Raw genomic sequence first — 22,822 nt, forward strand, 5'->3', positions numbered from 1 at the left:
GTCTGGGCCCGTTGTGGGACGCGTGGGACTGGAGAATGACCCTGCCTTGATGGGCATACCCCGATGTGTTGCGGAAAGGGAGTCCTCGGACTCCGCATCCGCACCACTGCGCTATGCGCATTCCGGCAGGTGCGAACGACTCTTGACGGCGACCAGTGCCAGGCTCGCGGCCGCGACGACCGCACCGAACAGGAAGATCACCGGGTAGCCCAGCACGCCGGACCACTCCTGCACCGCGATCGCCATCGCCGCCGGGACCGCGAAGCCGAGGTAGGTCAACGAATAGAAGACCGCGGTCAACCCGGCCAGGTCGTCGGGCCCGGCGATGCGCTGGATCTCCTGGAGGCCGGACACCAGCGCCATGCCGTAGCCACTGCCGAGCACGACCGCGGCCAGCAGGGCCAGCGGGACGGTGAGCCGGTCCGCGGCCGCCGCCCCGATCACCATGCCCACCACCAGGATCGCGAGCGCGACCAGCACCGCCCGGGCACTGTGCGGGGTGTCGATCCGGCGTCCCAGCGCCTGCACCCCGAACCCGCAGGCCAGGGCGACCACACACAGCAGGGAGGAGAAGGCCACGGGCCGGCCGCCGCTGTGGTCGGCCATCAGCGACGGCATCACCGCGTAGGCGCAACTGGCGGCGCCGAACACCCAGGGCGCGACGGGAGCGATGACGAACCAGAAGCGCCGGTGCGACGCGGCCGGAATCTTCAGGTCCTCGATCAACGCGACGCGCTCGGCGACCGGGGTCGCCGCCCGGCTCTCCGGGGCCGCCAGCAGCGCGACGCCCGCACCGACGGCGAGCAGGATGTGCAGGGCGTAGGCCAACGCGCTCGGCCACGGTGCCCACTGTGCGAGCACCCCGGCCAGTCCGGCGCCGATCGCGAACCCCGCGGTCAGGCTCATCGCGGCGCGCCGGGCACCGGCCCCGGTGCGCGCCTTCACATCCCACGGCCGTGCCGACAACTCCTTGAGCCAGCTGCCGCCGACCGCCATGCCCAGACCGAGGCCGACGCCGCTGAGCACCCGACCGACGATCAGCAGGGCGGCGCTGTCCGCGCCGACCGCGAGGACCAGCGACCCGGCGGCCGCGACGAACGGCGCGGGGAGCATCAGCGGGCGGCGACCGAGCCGGTCCGAGAGGGGCCCACCGATCAGCATCGCGGGCACGATGCCGAGGACGTAGGCGAACAGGAAGCTGTCGACGACCACCGGCGAGTACCCGTGGTCGAGGCGGTACATCACCAGCAGCGGGGTGAACTCGTTGCCGCCCCACGCGACCGCGAACATGGCCCCCGCGACCAGGGTCCACGGCGGAATCGACCGCGGCAGCGCGGCCGTCGCCTCCGGACGCTCGTCGAGCGCGGCGGTCATCGCGCCGCGCCGTCCGGCAGCGACAGCCCGTGCACCCGGTACATGTGCACCGCGACCGCGGCGTCGAAGCCGTCGGCGTCGCCCGCCTCGATCAGGTCCGCGAGCCGGGCGTGGTCGTCGATGATCGACCCGAGCTGGTGCGGATCGCGCGCCAGCGACCGGGTGGTCATCCGGCGCTGCCGCTCCCGCAGGCCCGCGTAGAAGGTGTCGAGCAGCGGGTTGCCGCCCGCCCGCACCACGGCGCGGTGGAAGTCGGCGTCGAGTCCGCTGAAGGTCGTGACGTCGCCGGCCGCGGCGACGGACCGCTGGTCGTCGAGGCAGGCGCGCAGCTCCCGCACGAGCGCGATCCGGGCCGCCTCGTCGCCGGCCACGGCCCGCACGGAGGCGGTCTCGACGAGCCGGCGGGCGGACACGACGTGCTCGGCCTCGCCGTCGGCGACGGGCACGATCAACGCCCCACGCTTGGGGTAGAGGCGCATCCAGCCCTCGGCCTCGAGGCGCAGGAACGCCTCGCGTACCGGGGTGCGGCTGGTCCCCATCTCGGCAGCGATCTCGCCCTCGCTGATCAGTTCGCCACCGGGCAGCGCGGACGAGAGGATCCGCTCCTTGACCTCCCGGTAGACCTGTTCCGACGCGGAATGCAACTTAGACACAAGATGTATTTATACGCTTGGCGAACGGAATCGCGGCGCGCGGGGCTTGAACCTGACGCAACGTCAGGTCTTAGCGTGGCCGACATGACAGCAGCCGAGTTCACCGAAACCGAGATCATCGAGTCGGCCCGGGCGCTGCCCGGCGTGGTGGCCACGACGGCGAACGCCGAGAACGGCGCACCGGAAGCGGCCTGGGGAGATTCCTTCTTCTTCTACGATCCCGACGACGACACCCCCGCCGACCGGCGCCTCCCGTTCGCCACCATCGTGACCAACGACGTAGCGGGATGGGACACCTCCTCTCGGTTGTCGCGGCCAGGTGTGTTCCGCCTCAACATCGCGGTCGGTCGAGACCGCTTCCGCGAACTGCTCGGCTATCCGCCCGCTGCGGTCACCGAGCGCTCCACCGGCATCGACTACAGCGCATTGGACGAACTGCTCCCGCACCCGACCTACGCCGCTCAGTCGTGGGTGTCGATCCTCAACCCGTCACGGGCCAGCGCCCCGCGGGTGCGCGCGTTGCTCACCGACGCGCACGCCAGAGCGGTGGCCAGACACCGACCGCGGTCGTGACGGCCGCCGCGCGTGGGCGCGATGATGACCGGGTGGACGGATACACGGTCGGGGATCTGGCGCGACTGTCGGGCGTCTCGGTCCGCACCCTGCACCACTACGACAGCATCGGTCTGCTGACCCCGCGCCGGCGCAGCGCCGGCAACCACCGCATCTACTCGGAAGCCGAGGTGGGGCGGCTGCGGCAGATCCTGCTCTACCGGGAACTCGAGTTCGGACTCGACGAGATCGCCGCGATCCTGGCCGAACCCGACACCGCGGCCGACGATCACCTGCGCCGACAGCACCGGCTGCTGCGTGAGCGCCGGGACCGACTCGACACCCTGGTCGAGGCCGTCGAACGCGAGCTGCGGGCGCGCCGGGCCGGGATCGCGCTGTCCGCCGAGGAGCAGTTCGAGATCTTCGGCACGGCGCGGTTCGAGGAGTCGCTCGCCGGAGTCGAGGATCGCTGGGACCAGCCGGCGGTGAGCGCGGAACTGCGACGACGCGCCGTCGCCTACACCGCGGCGGACTGGCGCGAGATCAAGGCCGAGGCCGAGGCGAACATCCGGGAGTTCGCCGAGGCGATCACGGCGGGCGAGCCCCCGACCGGTGCGGTCGCGATGGCGGCCGCCGAACGTCACCGCGCGCACCTGTCGCGCTGGTTCTTCGAGTGCGGGCCGGCGCTGCACCGGCAGGTCGCCGAGAGCTACGTCGCCGATCCTGCGGCGGCCACGCACTGGGACGACCTGGCACCGGGGTTCACCGGGTACGTCCGCTCGGCCATTCTCGCCAACGCCGACCGCCTGGGCGCGTCCTGACCGTTACGGCACCCAGTACTTGGCGGCGAGCCGCTCGATCACCGGGTCACCGTCGATCGCCTCGTCCAGGGCGGCCAGATCGTCGTCCAGCGCCACCAGCCGGGGATCGTCGTCCTCGGCACCCTCCGTCGGTGCGCCACCGTCCTCGGCGATCTGGCGCAGCAGTTTTTCGCGGACGCGGTCTCGCAGCGATTCGGCCATGCCTGAGCATGGCCCGCGCGCGCGCCGCTGTCGAGCGGAACGGGCGGAAAGTGTTCAGTTCTCGTGGTCGTCGTCGCGTCGACCGAACACCCTGCGGGCCACCGGCACGAGTACGACGAGCGCACCCACCAGGACGATGAGGGAGAAGATCTGCAGGGCCATCGGTGTACCTCCGGGGTTGGTCGAGTCCGTGCGGCCGTAGCGCGGACCGTTCAGATCGGGGCGAGCGCGGACCCCCACGGGGTGTTCCGGACGATCGTGAAGACGGCGAGCGCGACGAGGACCGCGACCGTCGCCGTCCGCGACAGCACGATCATGCGGTCGTCGACGCCACGCCACCGCCGTGACACCCACGCCGCCCACGCGATCGCCAGCACCACCACCAGCGGTGCGACGAACAGGTTGCTCGACAGCGATGCGAGGAGGTCGCCGTGGGTGAGGTCGTTGAGCGCGCGCAGTCCGCCGCAGGCGGGGCACCACAGTCCGGTGGCGGCGTGGAAGGGACAGAACCCGTACGCACCGGGGCGGTGCGGATCCCTCAGGTACAGCGCGGCGGCGGCCGCCGCGCCGACCGCCGCGACCGCGGCCGGAGCACCCAGTCGACGGGTACGAGTCTCGCTGCGCGGCAAGGTCATCGGATCACGTTGCCCGGATCACAACGGATGCGACCAGCATGTCGTGCCAGCACCGCGAACGCGAATCCCACAGCGGCCACAGGAAGTTCAGGAAGCAGGCCGAACCCAGGATCCACAACAGCAGCCAGCGCACGAACGCCATGCCCGGCCCGAGCGGGCGGCCGTCGATCTCCCGCACCACCGAGATGCCCAGCCATTTCTTGGCCACGGACTGGCCGGTGGTCCCCTGCCGGAACACCACGTTCCAGAGGAAGATCACCACCGCCAACAGGATCCCGGCGACCATGAGCGCCACGCCGGCGCCGTTCACCCCGGTCAAGTCCGAGGTCGACTCGTAGTAGTAGTGGTCTCCCGAGTACGTCGTGGTGGTCGACGACGAGTCCTTGAACGCGATGATCGCACCGATGCCCGCGACGACCAGCCCGGGCAGCGGGACGACGAAGCGGTCCAGCAGGTATGCACCGACCCGCGACCACCAGGAGGCATAGGGCCAGATCGGCATCGGCGGCGCCGCATAGGCCTGTCCGGGCGGCGGAAACCCGGGCTGGTTCGGCGGTGGGTACGGGGGCTGATTCGGATCCGGAATGGGGCCGGTCATCGTCATCACGTCCTCTCCCGCAGCGGGACTCGGTGTCCACACGATAGTCCGAATCCCGCGCCGGGTGCCCGGCGACTCGTACGGTGGAACCACGCCCACCCCCGAACCTTGGAGCCGACTATGAGCGAGCCGATCTTCGACAAAGCCGACCAGTTGAAGCAGGTTCAGCAGGGACTGCTCGACGGCGAGACCATCATTGCCGTCTACGACTGCATCGGCGCGGGCACCGGATTTCTCGGCCTGACCGATCGTCGTGTCGTCATCCAGGACCGCAGCTTCGTCGGCAAACGCGTTGCGATCACGTCGATTCCGTACGGGAACATCCGGTCCGTGTCGTTCCTGAGCAACAAGTCGTGGGCCGGGCAGTTCTTCTCGTCGAGCAGTGTCGCGCTGACCGCGGGCCCGGACACCTTCGAGGCGGACTTCCGCGGGATGGACAAGGCGCACCATGTGCACTCGGTGATCCTCGATCGGATCAGCGGCTGAGGCTGTCCACAGCTGTGGACAAACCTATGCACAACGCCCCCGCGACTGTGGACAACCTGGGGATGGCGCATCGAATTACACGGCTGAAACTTTCCCTACCTGTACAAACATGCATTCCGCGGCTGTGGATAAGACGGGGAGCAGCGTGTTGTGGAAAAGAGACCTCCGGCGAGTTGCCGTGACCGGGGCGAGACACACCTGAGTTGTCCACAGCACGGCGGGGGGCCAGTTCCCGGCGGACCCGCGTTCGGACAGGGCAGCGGACCGTCACTACTGCGGAACGCAGTTCTGCCACCACAGATCGCTCTGCGCCCGGTACGGGCACGCCGGGACCCCGCCGTCGCCACGGTCGCCCGGGCTGTAGTCGCGATTGCGTGCATAGTTCTCGGTGCCCGCGTGCTGGTCCCAGCCGTGATAGCTGTAGTCGTAGGGATAGTCGTGGTCGCCGTAGTCGTGGTTGTAGTCGCCGTCACCTGCGTAGCCGGGGTCGGCGAACGCCGGCGCGGCCACCGAGGCCAGGGGCGCGGCGGCGAGGGCTCCGACGCAGACGATCCGGGCAAGCAACCTGAGGGGGCGACGGCGGCCGGCTCGAGTGGTCATCGCAGATCCCTTCTCCGCGGGGCGGCACCGCAATCACCACCCCCATCGACCGTCGGCTCCGTTCCTGAGAGAACACGAAGAATTCGGTGGAGGGATGCCAACAGGTGTGCGATCGCGAGTCGGGGGCCGAGACGCTACTGAGTCTTCAGGTCGATCACCTTCACCTGGGATGGTTGCTGGGTCACGGTGTCGTAGAAGCCGAACGCACGGGGGACCGCGTCGACGGGCACCGCGAACACCCACTTCATCTGCGACTCCGCCCCCTGCGGCAGGGTGACGCCACAGGCCGGGTTGCCCTGTACCCGGTCCAATGCGGCGATGACGTCGAACTGGCGGCGCTGGTCGTCGACGAGCCTGGTTCCGATCGCCTTACCGCAGGACAGGTCCATGGGGGTGGCCGAGTCGTTCCTGACGACCGCGTCGATCACCTCGAACTTCTCGCCTGCGGGCGCGGTCTGGTCCGCGTATTCGCCGGGGCCGGACGCCATCGCGACCGCGGGCACCGAGGCCGCCGACCGGACGGTGACGGTCACGCCGCCGTTCGAGACCGGCGCCCCGACCTTGTACAGCGTCAGGTCCGGCTCGATCCGATCCGACGTGGGAGCGGCCGCGGTGGTTCCCGATGTCGACCCCTCGTCGCTGCCGCACCCGGCGACCAGCAGGACCCCGACGCCGAGCGCCGCGACGATCATCTTTCTCATGCCCGACAGGCTTACCAGAGACCCACGCCCCGGTCCCCCGGTTCCGGCGACAACGCCGACAACCCGGGGAGCCGGGGGCGGTCACGCCTGGGCCGCGTCCTCCTTCAGCGTGTGGGCGACGAGCGCGTTCGCGTGGCCGTGCCCCATGCCGTGTTCGGACTTGAGCCAGTCGACCAACTGCGCGTGCTTGGTCAACTCGGACGAGCGGATCAGGCTCTGCCACTCGCCGATCGGGCGGCCGTACTTCTGCTCGATCGACGGGAAGTAGGACGCGGGGCCTTTCACCGATTCGCTCATGCACGGAACGTACCGCGCGGTCCCGACAGACCCGGGGAATCCCGCGCCGGGACGGTGACCGACGAAAACCCGTTGTTCGGCGCCTGCGGCCGGCCGTAGCGTGGGAGCCGCTTTCTCGACGCATCAACGCTAGGAGCCGATCCCCTCATGGACCCCGTCACCGAAGACGACATCAGGTCGTCGTTCGTCAACTGCTCCAAGGGTGATGCCAAACGCCTACCGGTGCCCCGAGACCTGGACGATCGCCCGTGGGACGATCTGGACTTTCTCGGCTGGAGCGCACCGTCGCTGCCCGGACGCTGCTACCTCGTCGTCCCGCGCGACGACGGCCTCGTCGGCGTCGCCCTGCGGTACCCCACCGGCGGGTCGGGTCGGGCGCAGATGTGCACGATCTGCAAGACCACGCACACCGGCGGCGGCGTGTCGCTGATGACCGCGGCCAGGGCCGGCGACTCCGGGCGCCGGGGCAACACCACCGGCACCTACATGTGCACCGATCTCGCCTGCTCGCTGTACGCACGCAACAAGAAGCGGCCCGCACTCGGCAACCGGTATCGCGAGCACCTCAGCATCGACGAGAAGGTCGAGCGGGTGCGCGAGAACATGAGCGCGTTCATCGCACGGCTCTACGCCTGACCGCAGCTCGGGCGGAGGCGGCCCCACCAGCACGAGGAGGGCAAGGCCGGTGGGGCCTGCACCGCCCGGGTTGGGGTCAGGCGGTACCGCCGGTGACAGTAACGGAAAATGTCCTGGACAGCGACTATACGAACGTCCAACTCACAGCGGGCTCTCAGCAGAGCCCCCCCGCCGACAATCCACCGCCGGGCGGAAGCCGGCAGGGCTGACTCCATACCCGTTGGGGCACAACTCGTCTGCGAACCCGACCAGATGCGAACGGATCTGGGACAACTCGTAGCCGGGACCCTAACCTGTTATTTGCCAACGCGATTCGGCTTCATCCGACGAATCGGCCACCCGGATCGGAGCGGTCTCGGCTCAGGGTAAGGCCGCGAAGAAGACGGCAACCACGACGATGACGACGGCGCCCGCAGCCAGCATGCCAGGCCAGATCCTGGCTTCCGGGCTTCGCTCGATCCGATCACCCACAACGCGCCTCCTGTCGGATGCTGACACCGGCCGGCACCCGACGACGCGGCACCGACCCGGATCACTGCCAGGCGTCCCGGAGGGGCGGTGTCTGGCAGTGCTTCGCAAGACTTTAGATGTGTTTTACGCTACGCGCAGCGGAACGTGAACTCGACCGGTCGCCGTCCGAGCCCGCCCCTACCCGAGGCGCCAAAAGGGCTGGGGGCCAACCCGGCCGAGCACGAGCGAGAGGGACACGGGAGTTGCGGCGCCCAGGCCCGGTCTGGCGACGTCGGCAGGCTGGGCCACCCGTCGGCCACCCGTAGAGTCGGCCTGCCGGACTTGCCACGGATGCCGGGCGGCGATGGACGCTACCGCGCGTCGACACGATTCGCCCCCGCTTTGCACAGGGGGTGATCGATACCGCAGTGTCGGTACTTTCCGAGGCGGCCGAGCCGTAGGCGCAGTACCGTTCGGGGTGGCCCCACCAGCACGAGGAGGGCTCCGCTGGTGGGGCCGTGCGCCACTGGAGGGGCGACGCGCGCTCACCGTAACCGAGTAGGCCCTTCGCGCGTCGGCATTCGATGACGATATGTCCGAGTTTGGTCAACGCATGACCGGCAGGCCGAATCCCTTGACTGCTGCAGCGACGACCCCCACGGCGAGTGCGACCACGGCCACTGCGCGCACCGCGACCGACTTGGTTCTGGGCGACGATGCTCGCGGAGCCATGGCGACTACACCTTCGATCTGCTCAGTGTCCTGCTGACGTGCTGGGTGGCCCCGCCTGACTCGGGGGGTGCGCCAGGCGGGGCCTATACCGCCCTCTGGGGGGGTCGGGCGGCGGCCCAACCGTAGCCCCGCCCCTCGACTACTTGCGAGTACTGGACTGTGCGGTCTGCGCGGAAGCCGGTGCGGGCCGGCGCTTCCGCGAGCTCGCGCCCGCCCCTACCCGGTCCGGACGCAGAAAACCCCAGGTGAATCGTGCTCTCACCTGGGGTTTCACTGAGCTGCCTGAGAGAATCGAACTCTCGACCTTTTCATTACGAGTGAAATGCTCTACCGACTGAGCTAAGGCAGCGCGCCCGACCTTGCGATCGAGCAAGCAGGAGTCTAACGGCTCACGCCGCGGATGTGAAAACGGCCCCCTGCTAACTGAGGACAGCCCCCAGTTTCGCCACCATCGCGGCCACCGCGAAACGTGGTTTGACGTTGGTCGACAGCGCCTCGCGGCACTCGAGTACGGCCTCGACGCACTGCAACAGCGCGGCCGGGCTGCCCGCGGCGGCCATCTTCACGACCTGGTCGGCCTTGTCCGGATGGTTGGGCTGCGCGGTCGTCCCGAGCGAGACCGCCAGCGCGTCGCGGTACAGGCCCGCCAGGTCCATCAGGGCACGGTCCAGACTGTCGCGGCCGGTCCGCGTCGCGCGCGACTTCTGTCTGCGCTCGAGGTCCTTGAGAGCGCCGGCCGAGCCGCGCAGCGCCCCCGCCGCGCCCTTGCCGGTGCCGCCCGCGCCGAGCGCCGTGCGCAGTTCCTCCGTCTCACGCTCGTCCCGCGCGGCGCTCATCTCCTTGGCCTCCGCCTCGGCGGTCCGCACCAACTCGTCCGCCGCGGCGTAGGCGGTGCTCGCCCGGGTCGCGGCCGACGCGATGCCCAGCGCCTGGCTGCGGCGGGTCCGGGCCTCCTCGTCGGTGGCGAGCCGGCGGGCGCGACCCACGTGCCCGCCGCTGATGGCCGCGGCCCAGGTCGCGGTCTCCTCGGCGAGCCCGTCGCGGTCCCGCAGCACCCCGGCGATCGCCGCCACGGACGGGGTCACCAGCGCGACGTGCCGACAGCGCGACCGCAGTGTCACGGAGATGTCCTGTGGATCCACCGACGGCGCGCACAACAGGAACACCGTCCGCGCGGGCGGCTCCTCGACGACCTTCAGCAGCGCGTTCGCGGCGCCCTCGGTCAGTCGGTCGGCGTCCTCGATGACCACCACCTGCCAGCGGCCGGTGCTGGGGCGACGGGACGCCGTCTGCACGATGCCGCGCATCTCGGCGACGGAGATGCTCAGGCCCTCCGGGATCACCCGCCGCACGTCGCCGTGGGTGCCCGCCATCGTCGTGGTGCAGGCGTGACAGGTCCCGCAGCCGGGCGGGCCGTCACCGGTGCACTGCAGCGCCGCCGCGAAGCACAGCGCGGCGACCGAACGGCCCGATCCGGGCGGGCCGGTGAACAGCCACGAGTGCGTCATCAGTGATCCCGCGGCCTCGCTCCCGCCTCGCGCCGCCGTCGCGGCGGCAGCCAGTTCGGTCTCGACATGCTGCTGGCCGACCAGCCGATCGAAGACACCCGCCATGCGCCACAGCGTAACGACCGGCGCCGACAGTCCGACGGCGGCGGGCGTCCGAAACGTACAAGACAACCGCCGGAGCGGGTCGTAGCGTCGACGCCATGACACCCCGCATCGCACTCGTCGGCATCGTCACCGCCGACATGGCCCGTTCCTTCGACGTCTACCGGCGGCTCGGTCTCGACCTGCCCGCCGAGTCGGCCGGTGAGCCGCACTTCGAGGTGACGCTGCCCGGCGGGCTGCGCCTGGCCTGGGACACCGTGGAGACCATGCGCGCCTTCCACCCCGGTTTCACGCCCGGCCAGGGCGGGCCGGCGCTCGCCTTCGACTGCGGCGCCCCGGCCGAGGTGGACGCGAAGTACGCCGAGCTCACCTCGGTCGGCTGCGCCGGCGACCTCGCGCCGTTCGACGCGTTCTGGGGACAGCGCTACGCCGTCGTGAAGGACCCGGACGGCAACACCGTCGACCTGTTCGCCGCGCTGCCCGGGTAGCCGACGAGGGCGGTGAGAGACTCGCCGGCCAGCGCGCGGACCTCCCGGGCGAGGTGAGCCTGGTCGGCGTATCCCGCCTCTGCGGCGACCCGCGCGAACGGGGTGCCGCTTCGCGCCGCCGCGAGGGCACGGTCGAAGCGCAACACCCGGGCGAGCGTCTTCGGTCCGTACCCGTACGCGGACAACGACATTCGGTGCAGCTTGCGTTCGCTCCAGCCGAGCCCGGTCGCGACCTCGGCCACCGAGGCGCCGGCGGCCAGCTCCGCGGCGATCGCGGTCTCGAGCGGTCGGCCGACCCCGTCGAGCCGACGCCGGGCCTCGTCCGCGATGGCGCGCAGCGGGTCCATCTCGGCGGCGTCGGAGAGCCTGCGCACCACCGCATCCGGCCACAGTTCGTCGAGCGAGAGCCGGGTGTCGCGCAACGCGTCGGCCCGCACTCCGAACACCCGTGGACCCAGCCCCGGCGCGAAACGCAGTCCGATCGCGCGCGAGCCCGCGGCGCTGGTGTGGTGCGCCACCGTGTCCGGGCCTGCGACCACGAAGCCGCCCTCGTGCCAGATCAGGTCCATGCAGCCGTCCGGCAGCACGAACGCCTCGGCGTCCGGGTCGGGCGAGCTGACCGACCACGCGACCGCCCCGGCGACGCCGGACTCCAACTCCCGGTACACGACGTCGCCCGCCCCGACGGAGTTCAGTCCTGCTCCGGCGCAGCCTTCTTCGCCGGGGCCTTCTTGGCGGGCGCCTTCTTCGCGACGGCCTTCTTGGCGACCGCCTTCTTGGCGGCGGTCTTCTTGGCCGGGGCCTTCTTCGCCGCCTTCTTCGCGGTCTTCTTCGGCGCCGGCCCACGGGCCCGACGGTCGGCCAGCAACTCCGAGGCCCGCTCGTCGGTGATGGTCTCCACCTCGTCGCCCTTGCGCAGGCTGGCGTTCGTCTCGCCGTCGGTGACGTAGGGGCCGAAGCGGCCGTCCTTGATCACCATCGGCTTGTCGGTCGCCGAGTCGTTGCCCAGCTCGCGCAGCGGCGGCGTCGCGGCACCCTGGCGCCCGCGCCGCTTCGGCTCGGAGTAGATCTTCAGCGCCTCCTCGAGGGTGACGGTGAACATCTGCTCCTCGTTCGCCAGCGAGCGAGAATCCGTGCCCTTCTTCAGGTACGGGCCGTAGCGGCCGTTCTGTGCGGTGATCTCTTCCTTCGACTCCGGGTCGACGCCGACCACCCTCGGCAGCGACAGCAGCCGCAGCGCGTCCTCGAGCGTCACCGTCGCGACGTCCATCGACTTGAGCAGCGAACCGGTGCGCGGCTTCGGTCCGGCGACCTTCTTCGCGGCCTTCTTCACCGCCTTCTTGGCCGGCGCCTTCGTCTTGACCGCGCCGTCGGCGGTCTCCTCGACGGGCACCGGCACGATGTCCGGCTCCGGCTCGGACGGCGGCTCCGGCAGGATCTCGGTCACGTACGGGCCGAAACGCCCTTCCTTGGCGACGATCTCGTGCCCGGTCAGCGGATCGACACCGAGCTTGCGGCCGTCCTGCGGAGTCGCGAACAGCTTCTCCGCGTACTCCGGGGTGAGCTCGTCGGGCGGCAGGTCGTCGGGCAGGTTGGCCCGCTGCGAGATCGGATCCCCTTCGGGGTCATCGGGATTGACGACCATCCGTTCGAGGTACGGACCGAAGCGGCCGACCCGGACGTGCACCTCGCGGCCCTCGGAGTCGTCGAAGAGCCGGATCGAGTTCACCTCGCGGGCGTCGATGTCCTCGAGGTTGGTGCCGACCATCTTCTTCAGTCCGCCGGAGCGTGCCACCGAACCCTCGGCACCGTGCTCACCGCCGAAGTAGAAGCTGGACAACCAGTTCGCCCGCTGCTCGCGGCCACCGGCGATCTCGTCGAGGTCGTCCTCCATGCCCGCGGTGAAGTCGAAGTCCACCAGCCGGCCGAAGTGCGACTCGAGCAGTCCGATCACGGCGAACGCCACCCACGACGGGACCAGCGCACTGCCGCGCTTGTAGACGTAGCCGCGGTCGAGGATCGTCTTGATGATCGAGGCGTACGTGGACGGTCGACCGATGCCGAGTTCCTCGAGCGTCTTGATCAGACTGGCCTCGGTGAAGCGGGCGGGCGGGTTGGTCGTGTGCCCGTCCGGGTCCAGCTTGGTGGCCGTGACGCCTTGTCCCGCAACGAGAACCGGCAGCCGCGACTCGGCGTCGTCCGAGTCGCCACCGGCCTCCTCGTCGACGGACTCGACGTACGCCTTGAGGAAGCCCGGGAACGTGATCGTGCGACCCGACGCCGAGAACGTCGCTTCCTCACCAGACCTGGCGGTGCCGGTGATGCGCAGGGTCAGCGTGGTGCCGCGGGCGTCCTGCATCTGCGAGGCGACGGTGCGCTGCCAGATCAGCTCGTAGAGCTTGAACTCGTCGGTGCCGAGCTGGCTGTGCAGCTGGCCGGGGGTCGCGAAGACGTCGCCGGCGGGTCGGATCGCCTCGTGTGCCTCCTGCGCGTTCTTCACCTTGCGGGTGTACTGGCGCGGCGAGGGGCTGACGTACTCGGCCCCGTACAGCTCGGTGGCCTGCGCGCGCGCCGCCGAGATCGCCGACTGCGACAGCGTCGTCGAGTCGGTACGCATGTAGGTGATGTGGCCGTTCTCGTACAGCCGCTGCGCGGTGCGCATGGTGCGTTCGGAGGAGAACCGCAGCTTGCGGGCCGCCTCCTGCTGCAGCGTCGAGGTCATGAACGGCGGGTAGGGCTTGCGGGTGTACGGCTTGTCCTCGGCGGAGGACACGGTCAGGTCGGCGCCGTGCAGTGCGTCGGCGAGCCGACGGGCCGCGGCCTCGTCGAGGACGGTGACGCCGGTGGACTTGAGTGCGCCGTCCGGACCGAAGTCGCGACCGGACGCGACGCGCGCGCCGTCGACGCTGACCAGCCGGGCCCCGAAGCTGCGCGGGCTGGCGTCGGCACCGGCGTCGAGGGTCGCCGAGATGTCCCAGTACTCGGCGGTGCGGAACGCCATGCGCTCGCGCTCGCGCCGGACGATCACGCGGGTCGCCACGGACTGCACTCGGCCCGCCGACAGCTTCGGCATGACCTTCTTCCACAGCACCGGGCTGACCTCGTAGCCGTACAGACGGTCGAGGATGCGGCGGGTCTCCTGCGCGTCGACCAGGTCCTGGTCCAGCTCGCGGGTGTCCTCGGCGGCGGCGAGGATGGCGGGCTTGGTGATCTCGTGGAAGACCATCCGGCGGACCGGGATCTTCGGCTTCAGCGTCTCGAGCAGGTGCCAGGCGATGGCCTCGCCCTCGCGGTCGGGGTCGGTGGCGAGGAAGAGTTCGTCGGCGTCCTTGAGCAGGCTCTTGAGCTCGGTGACCTTCGACTTCTTGTCCGGGCTGACCACGTAGAGGGGTTCGAAGTCGTGGTCGACATTGACGCCGAGCCGAGCCCAGGGCTCACCCTTGTACTTGGCCGGCACGTCCGCCGCGCCGCGCGGCAGGTCCCGAATGTGCCCGACCGACGCCTCGACTACGTAATTCTTGCCCAGGTAGGGCGCGATTTTACGGGCCTTGGTCGGCGACTCGACAATGACGAGACGGCGCGTCTGGCCGGCCGACGCAGACGAATCTCCGGCCGTGTCCTTCTCCCGGGCTGCCACGTTGTTGCCTGCACCTTCCTCGACTCGAAACGGTGATCACATCGGTTACAGCGTGACACACCTCGGGACAATCCTTGCAGATCAGTCCCGTGTCGATAAGTTCTACACCCGCGGCCACGCCGCGCGAGCCTCCTGCTGGTCGGGCGGTTCGCCGATGTTCTCGACGAGCCGCTGCAGGCGCCGGTGACCGACGATCCGCAGTCCCGGACTCGTCCCGCGGGTGCCGAACAGCGTCGGCGCGATGCCCGCCCGCATCAGCGACTGGGCGAGCACGGCGTGGGTCTCGGGGGCGCGCGGGTCGAGCCCGAGCACGAATCGGTCGCCCTCCCCCTCGGCCCGGCCGGAGGCCAACGCCCAGGCGCGCAGAGCACGCGGCCCGGGCACCCAGCCGGCGGGCACCGCCTTGACCGCCCCCCTCGTCCACCGGACGGCGAGCACGGCGAGTTCGGTCACCGAGCCGGTACGAACCAGCGGCGTGCCCTCGTCGGAACGGGTCAGTTCGGCCACGAGCCCGGCGTCCTCGATCATCTCGGCGATCGCGTCGGCCCGCCACTGCGCGTCGACGACCACCGAGACCCGCGCGCGGTCGGCGGCGGCGGCGAGCTGGCCCGGACCGGCCAGCAATCCGCTCAGGTCGGCCACCTCGGGTGCGACCGAGTCTGCGGAGAAGAAGGACAGCTGGTTCACACCAGCGACAGTAGACCCAAACGGTTCACGCGCGCGGGGTTCGCTGGCGCGACAACGCAAGTGGTGCTTTCCGCGGCACGGGCAGCTTCGCCGGCCATGCCCACGGACGACTCGTCCCCCACCACCTCACGGTGATGGGGGACGAGTGCAATCCGTACCGAGGTACTGACGAATCAGATCGCGCGAACGCCGGTGGCCTGGGGACCCTTGGTGCCCTGACCGACCTCGAACTCGACGCGCTGGTTCTCCTCGAGCGTGCGGAATCCGCTGCCCTGGATCTCGGAGTAGTGGACGAAGACGTCAGCGGAGCCGTCCTCGGGGGCGATGAAGCCGAAGCCCTTCTCCGCGTTGAACCACTTCACAGTGCCCTGTGCCATACTTTTCCTTCTCTTTCTAACACCGGATGCGGCGGACAGCGCTTACAGCCCACCGGGCCGGTTCCGACCGCTGTACCGCTGATTTCCCCCTCAGGAAAAGCATCGAGCACACCGCTCGCAACATCGATCCTGCGAGCGCGTACACGAACACAGAAGCTGCGACCACTTGCCAGTCAACCACGCTTCGTGCCACTACAACAGTCGAAAACTCATAACGAAATGATCTTGTTCCCGACTGCCTGCCGGTAACAGCTCCACAAATTGTCCGACTACCGTTCCGGAGGGCCGTCGCGCCGTCCGCAACTACCGCCCAGTAGCATCAAAACCCCAGGTCGGACGCGGTGAGGCACGACCGATACACGAACGCGGAGTACCCCTTGATCCCACCCGACGCCGGCGCGGGGAGCTACGGCCACGACCTGCTCGGACGCGTCCTGGCGGGCACCGCGCGCGGGGAGGATCCGCTGACCCACGTGGCCGAACTGCCGGCGCGGGAGGCGCGGTACGCGCAGTGGCCGACGTGGGCTCATCCCGAAGTGGTCGAAGCCTTGCGGGAGAACGGAATCCCCCGGCCCTGGACACACCAGGCCGAGGCCGCCGCGCACGCCGCGGCGGGCTCGCACGTGGTCGTCGCGACCGGAACCGCCTCCGGGAAGTCGCTGGCCTACCAACTGCCGATCCTCACCGCGCTCGCCGAGGATCCGCGCGCCACCGCGCTCTACCTGGCCCCCACGAAGGCGCTCGGCGCGGACCAGATCCGGGCCGTCGCCACGCTCTGCGACCGGGCCGAGGCGCTGGCGGACGTGTACCCCAACGCATTCGACGGCGACACCCCGACCGAGGTGCGGCAACTGGTGCGCGCGAACTCACGCTGGGTATTCACCAATCCGGACATGTTGCATATCGGCATGCTTCGTTCGCATCAGCGGTGGGCGCATTTCTTTCGCCGATTGAAATATGTCGTCGTAGACGAATGTCATTCCTATCGCGGAGTTTTCGGATCCAATGTCGCACTCGTGCTGCGCAGGCTCCGACGGATCGCGCGACGGTACGCCGCGGACCCGGTGTTCGTCCTCGCCAGCGCCACCACCGCGGAACCGGGAGCGGCCGCCGGCCGGCTGATCGGCGCACCGTGCGAACAGGTCACCGTGGACGGGTCCCCGCACGGACCGCGGACGGTCGCACTGTGGGAGCCGCCCCTGCTCGCCGAGGTCACCGGCGAGAACGGCGCCCCGGTACGACGCGCCGCCGGGTCGGAGGCCGCGCGGATCATGGCCGACCTGGTGGTGGAGGGGGCCCGCACCCTCACCTTCGTACGGTCCCGGCGCGGCGCCGAGCTGACCGCGATGGGCGCCAAGCGCCTGCTCGCCGAGGTGGACCCGGACCTCGCCGAACGCGTGGCGGCGTACCGGGCCGGGTACCTGGCCGAGGACCGACGCGCGCTGGAGGCCGCGCTGGCCGACGGCACCCTGCTCGGCGCCGCGACCACGAACGCACTGGAACTGGGCGTGGACATCGCGGGATTGGACGCGGTGGTGGTCGCCGGGTTCCCCGGCACGGTCGCCTCGTTCTGGCAACAGGCCGGGCGGTCCGGCCGACGCGGCGAGGGGTCCCTGGTGGTGCTGGTCGCACGCGACGACCCGCTCGACACGTACCTGGTGCACCACCCGGCCGCCCTGCTCGACAAGCCGGTCGAGGCCACCGTCACCGATCCGACCAACCCGTACGTGCTGGGCCCGCAACTGCTGTGCGCCGCACTGGAGTTGCCGCTCAGCGATGCCGAGGTGGAACGGTTCGGCGCGGTCGACGTGCTCACCGAGCTCGCCGCCCAGGGCCTGATCCGCAGGCGAGCGCACGGCTGGTTCGTCACCGCCGAGTCGAATCCACATGCCGCCGTGGACATCCGCGGCGGCATCGGTCTGCAGGTCGCGATCGTCGACGCCGAGTCCGGGCGGCTACTCGGCACCGTCGACGGCGGCCGCGCCCCCGCGACCGCGCACCCCGGCGCCGTGCACATCCACCAGGGCGAGTCGTTCGTCGTCGACGACCTCGACCTGGAGAACGGACTGGCCCTCGTGCACGCCGAGACGCCGGAGTGGACCACCTCGGCCCGCGAAACCACCGACATCGCGATCACCGCCGTCCTCGAGCGCAGCGAGCACGGCGCCGTCACCACCGCACTCACCGAGGTCGAGGTCACCCACCAGGTGGTCGGGTACCTGCGGCGGCTGCCGTCGGGCGAGGTACTCGACTCGGTGGAACTGGACATGCCGCCGCAGAGCCTGCGGACGCGGGCTGTGATGTACACCGTCACACCGGAACTGATGGAATCGGCCGGCATCCCCGCCGACCGGTTCCCCGGCGCCCTGCACGCCGCCGAACATGCGGCCATCGGACTGTTGCCCCTCGTGGCCACCTGCGACCGCGGCGACATCGGCGGGGTCTCGACGGCACTGCACCAGGACACCGGGTTGCCGACGGTGTTCGTCTACGACGGGCACCAGGGCGGGGCCGGTTTCGCCGACCGCGGTCATGCCGAACTGCGTCCCTGGCTGCGGGCCACCCGCGATGCGATCCGCGCGTGTGAGTGCGCGGCCGGGTGCCCGTCCTGCGTGCAGTCGCCGAAGTGCGGCAACGGCAACAACCCGCTCGACAAGGACGGCGCGGTGCGACTGCTCTCGGCCGTCCTCGACGCCCTCTCCCCCACTCCCTGATGCCCTCCCCCGCTGACCCTCCCCGCCCCTTCCCGAATGGCCCATTCGTTCAGTCGGACTGAACGAATGGGCCATTCGGGAAGGTCGGGGGGCGGGGGTCGGGGGTCGGGTCAGATGAGGTCGTTGCGCTGCAGCCAGTGCATGGTCGGCCAGCCGATGAAGACCGGCAGCCAGCAGGTGAGCACCCGGTACAGGAGCACCGACGGCACCGCGACGCTCGCGGGTACGCCGAAGGCTGCGAGTCCACCGATCAGGGCGGCCTCGACCGCCCCGACGCCACCGGGGGTCGGGGCGGCGGACGCCAGGGTGCCACCGATCATCGTGACGATGGTGACGGTGATGAAGGTGGCCCCACCGCCGAACGCCGCGACGCTCGCCCAAAGTGCGAGTGCCGCACCGAGAGTCGTGCTGGCGCAGCCGCCGACGATGATCAGGAACCGACCCGGGTCCCGGGCCAGGTCGGCCAGTTCGGCGGTCAGATCGGCTATCTGGGGACGCAGGTCGTCGCGGAGCCACCGGCGCAGCTTGGGCACCACCATGAACGCACCTACCACCCCGAGCACCACACCGACGATCAGGTAGAGCACTGTCCCGCTCGGAATGAAGTGCGAGAGGTCTGCACTCTTGCCTGCCGCGACACTGAACACGACCAGCAGCCCGATGTGGGTGACCACCTGGACGGTCTGCTGAAGCGCGACCGCAGCGGTGGCGCGCACCCCGCCGAGCCCGTTGTGCTGGAGGAACCGCGCGCTCAACGCCAGTCCCCCGACCCCGGCCGGGGTGGTGGTGGCGGCGAAGGTGTTCGCGAACTGCATGATCGTGAGGTTCTTGAAGCTCACCGACTCGCTCGCGCACGCCCACAGCGCCGCGGCGGCACCGATGTACGTCAGGCCGGAGACGACGAGACCGAGCAGCACCCACAGCCAGTTCACCGAACCCAGCTCGGTGACGAAGGTCGGTACCGCACTGACGAACGGGTAGGCCACGTAGACCAGCCCGATCAGCAGCACCAACTGGATCAGCTGATTGCGGCTGAACCGGGTGACCTGTTCGGTTCGGATCTCCTCGGTGTCGGTCTGGGTGCGCACCTCCGACCGGATCGACTTCATCAGCTCGGCCACGTTCGGCGCCGTCCGGCGGATCCGTTTGGGCATCGCGCTGCGGGTCAGCCGACCCGAGGCGGCAATCACCTCGTCGACGCCCACCGCCGAGATCGACACACGCACCGCCGGTTCCACCCCGAACAGCTCGGCCGTCACCAGCAGCAGCTGCGCGACGTCGGACTGCAACTGGGCCTCCGTCGCTCCGATCTCCGACCGGGCGAAGCCCTCGAACCGGGCCACCCCGGCCGCCGTCCTGATGTTCTCCGGGCGCAGGTCGCCGTGCGAGATCTGTCGGGCGTGCAGACGACGCAGGCCGTCCCACACCACGGCCAGCTGATCCTGCTGCTGCCCGTCGAGCGGCTCGCCGCGGGAGGCGGTGTGCGCGTACAGCATCCATCCACGGTCGAGCGAGGACACCGCGACCGGCCAGTTCGCGGACAATCCGAGCCCACCGATCGCCGTCGACATCAACGCGCGATGCTCGACCGCCCGCTGCAGCGAGGCGAACGCCGGCGGGGTCTCCGAACTACGCAGCGTCAGCCAGCGGCCCGCCTGCCGGACCGCAGCCTCGCTGCGTTGGTGCTGGCCGAACAGGTCGAGGACCACGGTCGTCGTTCCCGCCTCGCACACCGCCACATCGGCCGTCGAGACCTGGTGATCGGGTTCGCCGGCCCGGGGCCACGGCCGGTCGACGACGTCGCGGCCGGGCGCCACCTGGCACAGGGCCGACAGCACCAACGGCCCGGGTCCCGCCGGGCTGAGCACGGTCAGCTCCTGCACCCGCAGTCCGCGTCGGTCGAGGACGCGCAACGCGACGTCCACCGGGACCTCCAGCGCCGGGGTCCCGACGAACAGCACGACCAGTGCGCCGACGAACCAGCCCGCGGTGAGCCCGAGCATCGACCGCGCCGGGACGACGGCGCTGACGAACAGGTGGATCGGCACGAAGGCGAGCAACAGCACCCACCACAGCATCCGCCACCGCTTGGGCAGCCACGGCCCGCACACGGTGAGCACGGCGGCGAGCATCGCGATCCACCGCGGGTCGTCGAGGAACTGCGAGAGGAAGGTGTCCAGGTGGGCGGTGAGGTCCAGGTGCCACTGCGGAGCAGAGATGCCGGTTCCCGTGATGGACAGGGCAATTCCGGCGATCAGTGCCGCGGCGGCGTAGCCGGCCAGCAGTTTCCAGCGCCGCCCGACGACGATCCCGAGCAGGATCGCGAACGGCAGCGCCAGGATCGCGACGCCGTACAACGAGTAGACGAGGTTCGAGAACTGGGGGGACGCGACGCCGATGATGTCGGATATCGAGTGCTCGAGCGACTCCCAGCGGCCCCGGGTGACCAGCGAGACCACCACCACCGAGAGCACGCAGATGCCCGAGAGCGCAACGCGGATCTGGTCGCTGGTGCGCCGCCGCAGCGGCTGCAGCAGGCTGCCGTGTACCGGGACCTCCCGCCCGTCCACCTTCACTGCGCGCCTACCCGACGTGGACGTGGGGTCGACGGGAGACGTCCGGCTCGGCCCGACGCAGGACCTCCCGGGTCACCGGCGCCACCTCGCCCTGGCCGATGAACAGGAATCGCAGCAGGTTGGTGACGGGATTGCCCTCCGTCCACTCGAAGTAGACGTGCGGGATCGTTCCCGTCCGGTCCCTGATGTCGAGCAGGATCGCGGCGATCGAGTTCGGGATGACCGCGCTGTTGACCCAGAGGATCCGGTGTTCGTCGCGCTGCCGGCCGTGAACTCGGAGCTTGGTCGCGAACTCCGAGGAGTCCTTGACGTTGACCTCGAGGAACAGGATCGGTTCGTCGCCGGGGATGTGGCTCTCGCGCCGCTGATCGGAGGCCTTCTCCCGGTACTCCTCGGAGTCGCGGCGGTCCACGTCGTGGGTGACGATCCGGATCGTGCCGCGCGCGGCCTCCTCGATGAACTGCAGGGCCGTCTCGTCGTAGCTGACCGACTCGCTACGCAGTTCGAAGGCGCGCCGGAACCGGGACGCGAACGACACCAGCAGGATCGCGAGGATGAACAGCGCGGCCACCTGCACGCCCTCGGGACGTTCGAAGACGTTGACCACGGTGGTGTAGGTGAAGATCACGGCGACCACACCGAAGCCGATCGTCTTGCGGCGCTGTCCTCGCCGCCGCGCGGAGAGGGTGACCGCGACGGCGGCGGAGGTGATCAGCACCAGGACACCGGTGGCGTAGGCGGCGCCCTGGGCGTCCACGTCCGCGTCGAAGTACCAGGTGATGCCCACCGCGATCGCCGCGAACACCAGGACCAGCGGCCGGACGGCGCGCGCCCAGTCCGGGGCCATCCCGAAGCGGGGCAGGTACCGGGGCACGAGGTTGAGCAGTCCCGCCATCGCGGAGGCGCCCGCGAACCACAGGATCGCGATGGTGCTGACGTCGTAGACGGTGCCGAACGTGTTGCCGAGGTACTCGTGGGCGAGATACGCCAGCGCGCGACCGTTCGCCTCGCCGCCCGCCTCGAACTCCTGCTCCGGGATCAGCACGGTGGTGATGAAGCTCGTGACGATGAGGAAGGCGCTCATGATCAGCGCCGACGTGGTCAGCAGATGGCGGGCGCCACGAATCCGGCCGCGCGGGACCGCGCGGGTGTCGGTGTCGTCGCCGCGGATCTGCGGCATCACCGCGACGCCCGTCTCGAATCCGGACAGTCCGAGCGCGAGCTTGGGGAAGACGAGCAGCGAGATCGCGATCATCATCCATGGGCTGCCGTGTTGGGCCGTCATCGCCGACGTCCAGTCCGTGACCACCGACGGCGCCGTGGCGACGTGCCAGAGTCCGACCACCGCGACCACCAGATTCAGCGCCAGGTACACCCCGACCAGGGCGACCGCGAGGCCGATGGCCTCGGAGAAGCCCTTGAGGAAGACCGCGGCCAGCAGCCCCAGCAACACCAGAGTGACCACCAGGTTCTTGCCGTGCAGGCCCTCGGGAGCGAAGGGGTTCTCCACCAGGTGCGCGGCACCGTCGGCAGCCGACAGCGTCATCGTGATGATGAAGTCGGTCGCGGCGAATCCGAGCAGCACCAGCACGAAGATCTTTCCGCCCCAGCGTGGCAGCAGCCGCGCCAGCATCGCGATGGAGCCCTCGCCGCGGGGGCTCTCCGCGGCGACGCGGCGATACACCGGCAACGCGCCGACCAGGGTCAACGTGACCAGCACCATGGTGGCGATCGGCGACAGCACCCCAGCGGCGAGCGCCGCGATGCCCGGCTGATAGCCGAGAGTGGAGAAGTAGTCGACGCCCGTCAGGCACATCACCTTCCACCAGGAGTGCTTGTGCTCCTCCTTCGGCGGTGACCGGAACGGCCCCTGGTGCCCCGCGGGCTCCTCGGTGATGTCGGCGAGCAGCCAGGAACGCAGCCGCGCCGGCGGTCGAACTGTCGTGGTCACGTCGGGAATCCTGCCATTGGCTACCCGACCGCACGCCGGGGAGCGG

At 70.1% G+C, this 22,822-nt stretch carries 22 protein-coding genes and 1 tRNA gene; 6 read left to right on the forward strand and 17 right to left on the reverse strand.

Annotated features, from left to right (window positions below; translation table 11 throughout):
- Positions 1-111: 111 nt before the first annotated feature.
- Together ACFVH2_RS17915 and ACFVH2_RS17920 are read right to left on the reverse strand one after the other, a co-directional pair.
- Positions 112-1,374 carry an MFS transporter gene (locus ACFVH2_RS17915; protein ID WP_378423285.1) on the reverse strand — a complete coding sequence of 421 codons (1,263 nt, stop codon included), beginning with the start codon at positions 1,372-1,374 and terminating at the stop codon, positions 112-114.
- Positions 1,371-2,027 (reverse strand): GntR family transcriptional regulator, encoded by a 657-nt coding sequence (locus ACFVH2_RS17920; protein WP_378423283.1) that lies wholly within the window; start codon positions 2,025-2,027, stop codon positions 1,371-1,373. The genes ACFVH2_RS17915 and ACFVH2_RS17920 overlap by 4 nt, the downstream gene beginning before the upstream one ends.
- Before the next feature lie 84 nt (positions 2,028-2,111).
- Here ACFVH2_RS17920 and ACFVH2_RS17925 point away from each other — a divergent pair, with 84 nt between their 5' ends.
- Together ACFVH2_RS17925 and ACFVH2_RS17930 are read left to right on the forward strand one after the other, a co-directional pair.
- Positions 2,112-2,600 (forward strand): DUF6194 family protein, encoded by a 489-nt coding sequence (locus tag ACFVH2_RS17925; protein ID WP_378423281.1) that lies wholly within the window; start codon positions 2,112-2,114, stop codon positions 2,598-2,600.
- Positions 2,601-2,632: 32 nt separating this feature from the next.
- Positions 2,633-3,400, forward strand: coding sequence for a MerR family transcriptional regulator (locus tag ACFVH2_RS17930; RefSeq protein ID WP_378423279.1), 768 nt, complete (start codon positions 2,633-2,635; stop codon positions 3,398-3,400).
- A gap of 3 nt (positions 3,401-3,403) precedes the next feature.
- Here ACFVH2_RS17930 and ACFVH2_RS17935 read toward each other — a convergent pair whose 3' ends face one another.
- The 3 genes from ACFVH2_RS17935 to ACFVH2_RS17945 all read right to left on the reverse strand — a co-directional run bounded on the left by ACFVH2_RS17935 (position 3,404) and on the right by ACFVH2_RS17945 (position 4,834).
- Positions 3,404-3,601: a hypothetical protein gene (locus ACFVH2_RS17935; protein ID WP_378423277.1), complete on the reverse strand. Its 198-nt coding sequence runs from the start codon at positions 3,599-3,601 to the stop codon at positions 3,404-3,406.
- Positions 3,602-3,813: 212 nt separating this feature from the next.
- Positions 3,814-4,236, reverse strand: a complete 423-nt coding sequence (locus tag ACFVH2_RS17940; RefSeq protein WP_378423275.1) for a DUF2752 domain-containing protein — start codon at positions 4,234-4,236, stop codon at positions 3,814-3,816.
- 4 nt (positions 4,237-4,240) lie between these two features.
- Positions 4,241-4,834, reverse strand: a complete 594-nt coding sequence (locus ACFVH2_RS17945) for an RDD family protein (RefSeq protein ID WP_378423273.1) — start codon at positions 4,832-4,834, stop codon at positions 4,241-4,243.
- Positions 4,835-4,954: 120 nt separating this feature from the next.
- On the opposite strand from ACFVH2_RS17945, the gene ACFVH2_RS17950 reads away from it, so the two are divergent.
- The gene (locus ACFVH2_RS17950) at positions 4,955-5,320 is read left to right on the forward strand and encodes a PH domain-containing protein (RefSeq protein ID WP_378423271.1); all 366 of its coding nucleotides are present in this window, start codon (positions 4,955-4,957) and stop codon (positions 5,318-5,320) included.
- Between the two features lie 270 nt (positions 5,321-5,590).
- Here the strand turns inward: ACFVH2_RS17950 and ACFVH2_RS17955 are convergent, their stop codons facing one another.
- The 3 genes from ACFVH2_RS17955 to ACFVH2_RS17965 form a co-directional block, all read right to left on the reverse strand.
- Positions 5,591-5,920 carry a hypothetical protein gene (locus ACFVH2_RS17955; RefSeq protein ID WP_378423270.1) on the reverse strand — a complete coding sequence of 110 codons (330 nt, stop codon included), beginning with the start codon at positions 5,918-5,920 and terminating at the stop codon, positions 5,591-5,593.
- Positions 5,921-6,054: 134 nt separating this feature from the next.
- Positions 6,055-6,621, reverse strand: a complete 567-nt coding sequence (locus ACFVH2_RS17960; RefSeq protein ID WP_378423268.1) for a hypothetical protein — start codon at positions 6,619-6,621, stop codon at positions 6,055-6,057.
- An 81-nt stretch (positions 6,622-6,702) separates the two neighbouring features.
- The gene (locus ACFVH2_RS17965; RefSeq protein WP_378423266.1) at positions 6,703-6,918 is read right to left on the reverse strand and encodes a DUF4287 domain-containing protein; all 216 of its coding nucleotides are present in this window, start codon (positions 6,916-6,918) and stop codon (positions 6,703-6,705) included.
- Positions 6,919-7,065: 147 nt separating this feature from the next.
- Here ACFVH2_RS17965 and ACFVH2_RS17970 point away from each other — a divergent pair, with 147 nt between their 5' ends.
- On the forward strand, positions 7,066-7,554 hold the full coding sequence (locus ACFVH2_RS17970) for an FBP domain-containing protein (protein WP_378423264.1): 489 nt from the start codon (positions 7,066-7,068) through the stop codon (positions 7,552-7,554).
- Positions 7,555-8,610: 1,056 nt separating this feature from the next.
- Here ACFVH2_RS17970 and ACFVH2_RS17975 read toward each other — a convergent pair.
- The 3 genes from ACFVH2_RS17975 to ACFVH2_RS17985 form a co-directional block, all read right to left on the reverse strand.
- Entirely contained in the window at positions 8,611-8,736 is a 126-nt protein-coding gene (locus ACFVH2_RS17975; RefSeq protein WP_378423262.1) for a hypothetical protein, read from the reverse strand.
- 276 nt (positions 8,737-9,012) lie between these two features.
- A tRNA-Thr gene (locus ACFVH2_RS17980) sits at positions 9,013-9,085 on the reverse strand.
- 70 nt (positions 9,086-9,155) lie between these two features.
- Positions 9,156-10,349 carry a DNA polymerase III subunit delta' gene (locus tag ACFVH2_RS17985; protein ID WP_378423260.1) on the reverse strand — a complete coding sequence of 398 codons (1,194 nt, stop codon included), beginning with the start codon at positions 10,347-10,349 and terminating at the stop codon, positions 9,156-9,158.
- Between the two features lie 95 nt (positions 10,350-10,444).
- Here ACFVH2_RS17985 and ACFVH2_RS17990 point away from each other — a divergent pair, with 95 nt between their 5' ends.
- On the forward strand, positions 10,445-10,834 hold the full coding sequence (locus ACFVH2_RS17990; RefSeq protein WP_378423258.1) for a VOC family protein: 390 nt from the start codon (positions 10,445-10,447) through the stop codon (positions 10,832-10,834).
- Here the strand turns inward: ACFVH2_RS17990 and ACFVH2_RS17995 are convergent.
- The 4 genes from ACFVH2_RS17995 to ACFVH2_RS18010 form a co-directional block, all read right to left on the reverse strand.
- Positions 10,771-11,502: a helix-turn-helix domain-containing protein gene (locus tag ACFVH2_RS17995; RefSeq protein ID WP_378423256.1), complete on the reverse strand. Its 732-nt coding sequence runs from the start codon at positions 11,500-11,502 to the stop codon at positions 10,771-10,773. The genes ACFVH2_RS17990 and ACFVH2_RS17995 overlap by 64 nt on opposite strands.
- A gap of 23 nt (positions 11,503-11,525) precedes the next feature.
- Positions 11,526-14,471: a type I DNA topoisomerase gene (gene topA / locus ACFVH2_RS18000; protein WP_378423254.1), complete on the reverse strand. Its 2,946-nt coding sequence runs from the start codon at positions 14,469-14,471 to the stop codon at positions 11,526-11,528.
- Positions 14,472-14,573: 102 nt separating this feature from the next.
- On the reverse strand, positions 14,574-15,158 hold the full coding sequence (locus ACFVH2_RS18005) for a hypothetical protein (RefSeq protein ID WP_378423252.1): 585 nt from the start codon (positions 15,156-15,158) through the stop codon (positions 14,574-14,576).
- A 173-nt stretch (positions 15,159-15,331) separates the two neighbouring features.
- Complete coding sequence (locus ACFVH2_RS18010; RefSeq protein ID WP_005515803.1) at positions 15,332-15,535, reverse strand: cold-shock protein; 204 nt, start codon at positions 15,533-15,535, stop codon at positions 15,332-15,334.
- A 377-nt stretch (positions 15,536-15,912) separates the two neighbouring features.
- Between ACFVH2_RS18010 and ACFVH2_RS18015 the strand changes: the two genes are divergently transcribed.
- Complete coding sequence (locus ACFVH2_RS18015) at positions 15,913-18,249, forward strand: DEAD/DEAH box helicase (protein ID WP_378423247.1); 2,337 nt, start codon at positions 15,913-15,915, stop codon at positions 18,247-18,249.
- Positions 18,250-18,359: 110 nt separating this feature from the next.
- On the opposite strand, the gene ACFVH2_RS18020 is transcribed toward ACFVH2_RS18015, so the two are convergent.
- Together ACFVH2_RS18020 and ACFVH2_RS18025 are read right to left on the reverse strand one after the other, a co-directional pair.
- Positions 18,360-20,825 (reverse strand): lysylphosphatidylglycerol synthase domain-containing protein, encoded by a 2,466-nt coding sequence (locus ACFVH2_RS18020; RefSeq protein ID WP_378423245.1) that lies wholly within the window; start codon positions 20,823-20,825, stop codon positions 18,360-18,362.
- Between the two features lie 7 nt (positions 20,826-20,832).
- Positions 20,833-22,776, reverse strand: coding sequence for an amino acid transporter (locus ACFVH2_RS18025; RefSeq protein WP_378423243.1), 1,944 nt, complete (start codon positions 22,774-22,776; stop codon positions 20,833-20,835).
- Between the last annotated feature and the right edge of the window lie 46 nt (positions 22,777-22,822).

It is taken from the genome of Rhodococcus sp. NPDC127527, from assembly GCF_042672245.1.
Classification (GTDB): domain Bacteria; phylum Actinomycetota; class Actinomycetes; order Mycobacteriales; family Mycobacteriaceae; genus Rhodococcus_G.

Coding starts and splice junctions, on each gene's coding strand:
- ACFVH2_RS17990 (WP_378423258.1), top strand. CDS start 10,445: ATGACACCCCGCATCGCACTCGTCGGCATCGTCACCGCCGACATGGCC.
- ACFVH2_RS17955 (WP_378423270.1), bottom strand. CDS start 5,920: ATGACCACTCGAGCCGGCCGCCGTCGCCCCCTCAGGTTGCTTGCCCGG.
- ACFVH2_RS17945 (WP_378423273.1), bottom strand. CDS start 4,834: ATGACCGGCCCCATTCCGGATCCGAATCAGCCCCCGTACCCACCGCCG.
- ACFVH2_RS18010 (WP_005515803.1), bottom strand. CDS start 15,535: ATGGCACAGGGCACTGTGAAGTGGTTCAACGCGGAGAAGGGCTTCGGC.
- ACFVH2_RS17985 (WP_378423260.1), bottom strand. CDS start 10,349: ATGGCGGGTGTCTTCGATCGGCTGGTCGGCCAGCAGCATGTCGAGACC.
- ACFVH2_RS17925 (WP_378423281.1), top strand. CDS start 2,112: ATGACAGCAGCCGAGTTCACCGAAACCGAGATCATCGAGTCGGCCCGG.
- ACFVH2_RS17965 (WP_378423266.1), bottom strand. CDS start 6,918: ATGAGCGAATCGGTGAAAGGCCCCGCGTCCTACTTCCCGTCGATCGAG.
- ACFVH2_RS17950 (WP_378423271.1), top strand. CDS start 4,955: ATGAGCGAGCCGATCTTCGACAAAGCCGACCAGTTGAAGCAGGTTCAG.
- ACFVH2_RS17915 (WP_378423285.1), bottom strand. CDS start 1,374: ATGACCGCCGCGCTCGACGAGCGTCCGGAGGCGACGGCCGCGCTGCCG.
- ACFVH2_RS17970 (WP_378423264.1), top strand. CDS start 7,066: ATGGACCCCGTCACCGAAGACGACATCAGGTCGTCGTTCGTCAACTGC.
- ACFVH2_RS17935 (WP_378423277.1), bottom strand. CDS start 3,601: ATGGCCGAATCGCTGCGAGACCGCGTCCGCGAAAAACTGCTGCGCCAG.
- ACFVH2_RS17940 (WP_378423275.1), bottom strand. CDS start 4,236: ATGACCTTGCCGCGCAGCGAGACTCGTACCCGTCGACTGGGTGCTCCG.
- ACFVH2_RS17975 (WP_378423262.1), bottom strand. CDS start 8,736: ATGGCTCCGCGAGCATCGTCGCCCAGAACCAAGTCGGTCGCGGTGCGC.
- ACFVH2_RS17960 (WP_378423268.1), bottom strand. CDS start 6,621: ATGAGAAAGATGATCGTCGCGGCGCTCGGCGTCGGGGTCCTGCTGGTC.